General features: G+C 63.5%; 6 protein-coding genes and 1 pseudogene. 5 read left to right on the top strand and 2 right to left on the bottom strand.

Annotation, left to right across the window (positions count from 1 at the left end):
- A pseudogene (locus M2D63_RS25420) lies at nucleotides 1-335 on the bottom strand (aconitate hydratase B); the annotation flags it as partial.
- A 405-nt stretch (nucleotides 336-740) separates the two neighbouring features.
- On the opposite strand from M2D63_RS25420, the gene M2D63_RS25415 reads away from it, so the two are divergent.
- Nucleotides 741-1,208 (top strand): DUF1289 domain-containing protein, encoded by a 468-nt coding sequence (locus M2D63_RS25415; RefSeq protein WP_285865858.1) that lies wholly within the window; start codon nucleotides 741-743, stop codon nucleotides 1,206-1,208.
- A 77-nt stretch (nucleotides 1,209-1,285) separates the two neighbouring features.
- On the opposite strand, the gene M2D63_RS25410 is transcribed toward M2D63_RS25415, so the two are convergent.
- On the bottom strand, nucleotides 1,286-2,149 hold the full coding sequence (locus M2D63_RS25410) for a universal stress protein (RefSeq protein WP_285865857.1): 864 nt from the start codon (nucleotides 2,147-2,149) through the stop codon (nucleotides 1,286-1,288).
- Nucleotides 2,150-2,308: 159 nt separating this feature from the next.
- Between M2D63_RS25410 and M2D63_RS25405 the strand changes: the two genes are divergently transcribed.
- From M2D63_RS25405 to M2D63_RS25390, 4 genes are all read left to right on the top strand, one after another.
- On the top strand, nucleotides 2,309-2,914 hold the full coding sequence (locus tag M2D63_RS25405; protein ID WP_285865856.1) for a tRNA-(ms[2]io[6]A)-hydroxylase: 606 nt from the start codon (nucleotides 2,309-2,311) through the stop codon (nucleotides 2,912-2,914).
- 215 nt (nucleotides 2,915-3,129) lie between these two features.
- A complete protein-coding gene (locus tag M2D63_RS25400) occupies nucleotides 3,130-3,603 on the top strand; it encodes a MarR family winged helix-turn-helix transcriptional regulator (RefSeq protein WP_285865855.1) in 474 nt (157 codons plus the stop codon).
- Nucleotides 3,600-4,796, top strand: a complete 1,197-nt coding sequence (locus tag M2D63_RS25395; protein WP_285865854.1) for an HlyD family efflux transporter periplasmic adaptor subunit — start codon at nucleotides 3,600-3,602, stop codon at nucleotides 4,794-4,796. The genes M2D63_RS25400 and M2D63_RS25395 overlap by 4 nt, the downstream gene beginning before the upstream one ends.
- Nucleotides 4,793-6,322, top strand: a complete 1,530-nt coding sequence (locus M2D63_RS25390) for a DHA2 family efflux MFS transporter permease subunit (RefSeq protein WP_285865853.1) — start codon at nucleotides 4,793-4,795, stop codon at nucleotides 6,320-6,322. The genes M2D63_RS25395 and M2D63_RS25390 overlap by 4 nt, the downstream gene beginning before the upstream one ends.
- Nucleotides 6,323-6,429: the final 107 nt, after the last annotated feature.

Genomic DNA, 6,429 nt, shown 5'->3' with positions numbered 1-6,429 from the left:
CCCAGTTCGGCGTCATCCAGCAGCTCGACCAGGGTGGCGATGTTGTAGCCGCCCTGCATGGTGCCCAGCAGTTCGGTGGCGCGCTTGCGGTCGATCAGCGGGGACTTGGCTTCGCCCTTGGCGACAGCGGAGAGGAAACCGGCCTTGACGTAGGCGGCTTCGTCCACTCCTGGCGGAACGCGGTTGGTGATCAGGTCGACGAGGACGGCTTCTTCGCCAGCAGGGGGATTCTTCAGCAGCTCGACCAGGCCTGCAGTTTGTTCGGCGTTAAGCGGCTGGGGCACGATGCCCAGGGCGGCACGCTCTTCGATGTGTTTGCGGTAGGCTTCAAGCACAGTTATTACCCTCATCAGTGGTCCCAAATGGGTGTCCGGGACGCTCATCCAGAAATTCCGGCACCCATGCGCAATACGGCTTTTTGAGCCGAGTAGCCAGGGTTGCAGGAAATCCTTACAGAAGCTGCTTTCAAAGTTTTACGCCTGTAGAACGGAGGCTGATGAGGGCTGGCGCGGGACAGGAGTGGATGCCTGTACCGAGCCAACGCCGTTCTACCGGATGAACTGTGCTCGTGACGCTTTGAAAACAGCTTCTAACGGACATTGCTGCCTTAAAAAGGCGGGATGATTCTACGGTAAAAACTGGATTAAGGTAAGGCGCGCTTGATGACTTTAGCGGGTGACCCCCGTTAGACAAAGGGCTAACATGACAGGCTGTTCCATCGCCCAACTGCCATTTTTTTCATGTCCAATCAGTCAATTAAAACGCCTTGTGTTGGCCTCTGCTCCACGGTTTACGGGGACTTGGTGTGCCGCGGCTGCAAGCGTTTCCACCATGAAGTGATCAACTGGAACGGCTACAACGACGATGAAAAACGTGCGGTGTGGCTGCGTCTGGAGCATTTGCTGGTGCAGGTCATGGTGGCCAAACTCGAGGTCTTTGATGCCAGCCTGCTGCGCCAGCAGCTGGAGCAGCGCAAGATCCGCTTCGTGCCGCATCAGTCCGAATACTGCTGGGCCTACCAGTTGATCGCCCGCGGGGCACGGGTGATCCGCGACCTGGAGGCCTACGGGATGGTGTTGTTGCCGGAGTTTCGCGACTGGGAACTGCCCCAGGTGCGCGATGCCATCGACCGGGAGTTCTTCCTGCTCTCCGAGGCCCACTACCAGCGCTACATCGCGCCGGGGTTTCTCAGGGATGCCCTGGGTTAGGCGGTGAATGCATCGCGGGGCAAGCCCGCTCCCACAGTGGTCACCTGTGGGAGCGGGCTTGCCCCGCGATCAGCTGCTTAGCCTTGCGCCAGCTCAGTCAGATGCACCCGCGCTTCCTCGCTCTTGAGCACCAGCACATCGCTTTCCAGCGAGTCGAGCACCACCTCGGCGGTATTGCCGATCAGCGCCCCGGAAATCCCGGTGCGGGCTACCGTGCCGATCACCGTCACTACCGCATCGTACTTGTTGGCGGTGTAGGGGATCAGCACATCCGCCGGGCCTTCGGCGACGTGCAGGCGTTCATCCTTGATATCGAACTCGGCCTGGAACGCTGCGCACTCCTCGCGATACTTCTGTTCGATGGTTTCTTTCAATTGATAGACCGGATCGGCCGCCGACAACATCGGTGACGGATGGGCGCTGATCACGTGCAGGTCGCCCTTGGCCAGGTTGGCGATCTCATAACCGTGGTCGATGATGTTCTTGTGCAGCAGGCGGTGCGCTTCGTCGTGGTTGCCGACGTCCACGGCGGCAAGGATCACTCCACCGGCCCAAGGGCGTTCGGTCTTGACCATCAGCACCGCGCAGGGGCACTGGCGCAGCAGCTTCCAGTCGCTGGGCGTGAGCAGGGCCTTTTTCAGCGGGTTGTCCGGGCGGTGCTCCTTGATCACCAGCTCGCACCCTTCGGCTTGCTGCACGTCGATGATCGATTCGTGCAAGGTGTCGTGCCAGGCCTGCTCGTGAGTCACATTGACGAACCCGTCATCGCGCAACTGGCTGGCAAGCAGGCTGAGCAGGGCGCTGTGGTCGTGTTTCTTGTCGCACATCAACAGGTGCAGGCGGGCGCCAGTGGCGCCGGCGATCAGTTTGGCCCGGGTCAGGGCGCGGCTGTGGGCATGTTCGGGGTCGAGTACCACCAGGATGCTGCGAACGGCTTGCATGAGCGTGAACTCCCTATCAGAAATGGCGACCGATGTCTGACTATAGTCGGCGCCAAGTGCAATGGGCGTTGATATGTATCAAGCATAGTTCACTGGTGATCGCCGCCGCTGCCGGTATAATCGCCGGTCTTGCCGTTGCCCTGCCTGTTTTGTGAGCCTATGCACCTAATTCCCGAAATCGATGCGTTCCTTGGTTGCCGTACTCCCGATGCCTGGGTCCAGGCGGCCCTTGCCGACCAGGAAACCCTGCTGATCGATCACAAGAACTGCGAGTTCAAGGCCGCCAGCACCGCGCTGAGCCTGATGGCCAAGTACAACACGCACCTGGACCTGATCAACATGATGTCGCGCCTGGCCCGTGAGGAGCTGGTGCACCACGAGCAGGTGCTGCGCCTGATGAAGCGGCGCAAGATCGCCCTGCGCCCGGTTTCAGCCGGGCGCTACGCCTCGGGGCTGCGCCGTGTGGTGCGCGCCCATGAGCCGGTCAAGCTGGTCGACACCCTGGTGGTCGGCGCTTTCATCGAGGCGCGCAGCTGCGAGCGCTTTGCCGCGCTGGTGCCGCACCTGGACGAAGAGCTCGGCAAGTTCTACCACGGCCTGCTCAAGAGCGAGGCCCGGCACTACCAGGGTTACCTGAAGCTGGCCCATCAATATGGTGAAGCGGCGGATATCGAGCGGGTGGTGGAGAAGGTCAGGGCGGTCGAGGCTGAGCTGATCAGCAGCCCGGATGAAGAGTTCCGCTTCCATAGCGGTATCCCGGCCTGAATCGAGGCGTCTGTAGGAGCGGGCTTGCCCCGCGATGCGATGTGATTGACCGATCGCAATCGCGGGGGCAAGCCCGCTCCTACAGGTAATCGACGATGGGTTGCGAGGCAGCCCTTTTTTATCGGCAAATAATAAGCATGCTAATTAATGGCTTGACGTTAGCTGTCTAGGCAGTAACATTATGTTACTTACTGCCTGAGCAGGTATCTCGTTCCATGCCGCATTACTCCCCCGAAAACTTCCAGACCTGCAACATCGGCCTGTTGCTGGCCCGTGCCGCGTTGGTCAAGGACCGCATTCTCGACAGCCACCTGCAGGACTCCGGCGTCACCGCCGCGCAGTTCAAGGTGCTGATCATCGCCGCCCAGTACGGGGTCGATACGCCTGCCGAGCTGTGCCGCTTCCTGTCCCTGGACAGCGGCTCGATGACGCGCATGCTCGATCGCCTGGAGCAAAAAGAGCTGATCGTGCGCCGGCGCTGCGCGGATGACCGCCGCCAGGTGCGCCTGGGCCTGACGGAGCAGGGGCAGAAGCTCGCCGACCAGTTGCCGCAGATCGGTGCGGCGGCGATGAACGAGTTGGTGGGGGTGCTGGCCGCAGACGAACTGGCGACCCTGGAAAGCTTGCTGACCAAGGTCCTGCTTGCCGCAGGCGACGCCCTGACGATCCAGCGGGTAGGTGGCAAATGAGCACGACAAGCGACAACGTCGAAACGGTCCAGGACCTCGAAAACACCCGCAAGCGCAAGACCTGGCTGCTGGGCCTGGCGCTGCTGATCGCCGTCGGCGCCGCCGCGGTGTGGGGCTGGCATGAGCTCTACGGGCGCTGGAGCGAAGAGACCGACGATGCCTACGTCAACGGTAACGTGGTGGAAATCACCCCGCAGGTCACCGGCACCGTGGTCAGTATCGGTGCCGACGATGGCGATCTGGTCCACGAAGGCCAGGTGCTGCTCGAGTTCGACCCCAGCGACGCCGAAGTCGGCCTGCAGGCGGCCGAGGCCAAGCTGGCCCGCTCGGTGCGCCAGGTGCGCGGGCTGTACAGCAACGTCGACGGCATGAAGGCCCAGGTGGCCGCCCGTCAGGCCGAGCTGACCAAGGCCCAGGACAACTACAACCGGCGCAAGACCCTCGCCGCAGGCGGGGCGATCTCCCAGGAGGAGCTGTCCCACGCCCGTGACGACCTGGCGTCGGCCCAGAGCGCCCTGAACAATGCCAGGCAGCAGCTCAACACCACCACTGCGCTGGTGGATGACACCGTGGTGTCCTCCCACCCGGAAGTCATGGCCGCCGCCGCCGAGCTGCGCCAGGCCTACCTGGCATCTGCCCGCACCACCCTGGTGGCGCCGGTCACCGGCCACGTGGCCAAGCGCACCGTGCAACTGGGCCAGCGCCTGCAGCCCGGCACCGCGACCATGGCGGTGATTCCCCTGGACCAGCTGTGGATCGATGCCAACTTCAAGGAAACCCAGCTGCGCCACATGCGCATCGGCCAGCCGGTGGACATCGTCGCCGACCTGTACGGCAGCGAGGTCAAGTACAGCGGCAGCATCGACAGCCTGGGCGCCGGTACCGGCAGCGCCTTTGCCCTGTTGCCGGCGCAGAACGCCACTGGCAACTGGATCAAGATCGTCCAGCGGGTGCCGGTACGCATCCATATCAATGCCCAACAACTGGCCGCGCACCCGCTGCGCATCGGCCTGTCGACCCAGGTGACGGTCGACCTGCATGACCAGAGCGGCCCGGTCCTGGCCCAGGTGCCGCCGCAGAAAGCCTCGTTCGCCACCGGCGTGTACGACCGTCAACTGGTCGAAGCCGACACCCTGATCGCCCGGCTGATCCATGACAACAGCGCAGGCTCCGGCAAGACGGCGCAGCGATGAGCAACAACGCTTCGTTCAGCCCGCCGAGCCTGCTGCTGACCACCATCGGCCTGTCACTGGCGACCTTCATGCAGGTGCTCGACACCACCATCGCCAACGTCGCCTTGCCGACCATCGCCGGCAACCTGGGCGTGAGCGTGGAGCAGGGCACCTGGGTCATCACTTCGTTCGCCGTGAGCAACGCCATTGCCTTGCCGCTGACCGGCTGGCTGAGCCGACGCTTCGGCGAGGTGAAACTGTTCCTCTGGGCCACGCTGCTGTTCGTGCTGGCCTCGTTTCTCTGCGGTATTGCCCGCTCGATGCCGGAACTGGTGGGCTTTCGGGTATTGCAGGGCATTGTCGCCGGCCCCCTGTACCCGATGACCCAGACCCTGCTGATCGCCGTCTACCCGCCGGCCAAGCGCGGCATGGCCCTGGCCTTGCTGGCGATGGTCACGGTGGTGGCGCCGATCGCCGGGCCGATCCTCGGTGGCTGGATCACCGATAGCTACAGTTGGCCGTGGATCTTCTTCATCAACATACCGATCGGCCTGTTCGCCGCCGCCGTGGTACGCCAGCAGATGCGCAACCGGCCGGTCAGTACCAGCCGCCAGCCGATGGACTACATCGGCCTGCTGACCCTGATCATCGGGGTCGGCGCCTTGCAGATCGTGCTGGACAAGGGCAACGACCTGGACTGGTTCGAGTCGGGCTTTATCGTTGTCGGCAGCCTGGTATCGCTGGTGTTCCTGGCGATCTTCATCATCTGGGAGCTGACCGACAAGCACCCGGTGGTCAACCTGCGGCTGTTCGTGCACCGCAACTTTCGCATCGGCACCATTGTGCTGGTCCTGGGTTACGCGGGCTTTTTCGGGATCAACCTGATCCTGCCGCAATGGCTGCAGACCCAGATGGGCTACACCGCCACCTGGTCTGGCCTGGCGGTGGCGCCGATCGGCTTGTTGCCGGTATTGATGTCGCCGTTCGTCGGCAAGTACGCGCACAAGTTCGACCTGCGCGTGCTGGCCGGGGTGGCGTTCCTGGCCATCGGCACCAGTTGCTTCATGCGCGCAGGCTTCACCACTGAGGTGGACTTCCAGCACATCGCCCTGGTGCAGTTGTTCATGGGCATCGGTGTGGCGCTGTTTTTCATGCCGACCTTGAGCATCCTGCTCTCGGACCTGCCGCCTCATCAGATCGCCGACGGCTCGGGGCTGGCCACCTTCCTGCGGACCCTGGGCGGCAGCTTCGCCGCGTCGCTGACCACCTGGATCTGGATCCGCCGCGCCGACCAGCACCACGCCTACCTCAGCGAAAGCATCAGCACCTACGAGCCCGCCACCCGCGAGGCGCTCAACCAGCTGGGCGGGGCGAACGGGCAGTCTTATGCGCAACTGGAGCGGATGCTCGGCAGTCAGGCGTACATGATGTCGACGGTGGATTACTTCACCCTGATGGGCTGGGTGTTTGCCGGGCTGATTGTGCTGGTGTGGCTGGCCAAGCCGCCGTTTGCGGCCAAGGCCGGGCCTGCTTCGGCGGGGCACTAAGCGATCGCGGGGCCCACCCCCCCCCACACGTGGGGCGGGCGGGGCCCCCCCACCGAGAGCCAAGGAAAACACAGGGGGGGCCGTGACAACCCATCGCCACCCCCTCC

The sequence above is a fragment of the Pseudomonas sp. BJa5 genome, from assembly GCF_030272875.2.
Lineage (GTDB): Bacteria > Pseudomonadota > Gammaproteobacteria > Pseudomonadales > Pseudomonadaceae > Aquipseudomonas.
This window is presented reverse-complemented; position numbering and strand designations above follow the sequence as displayed.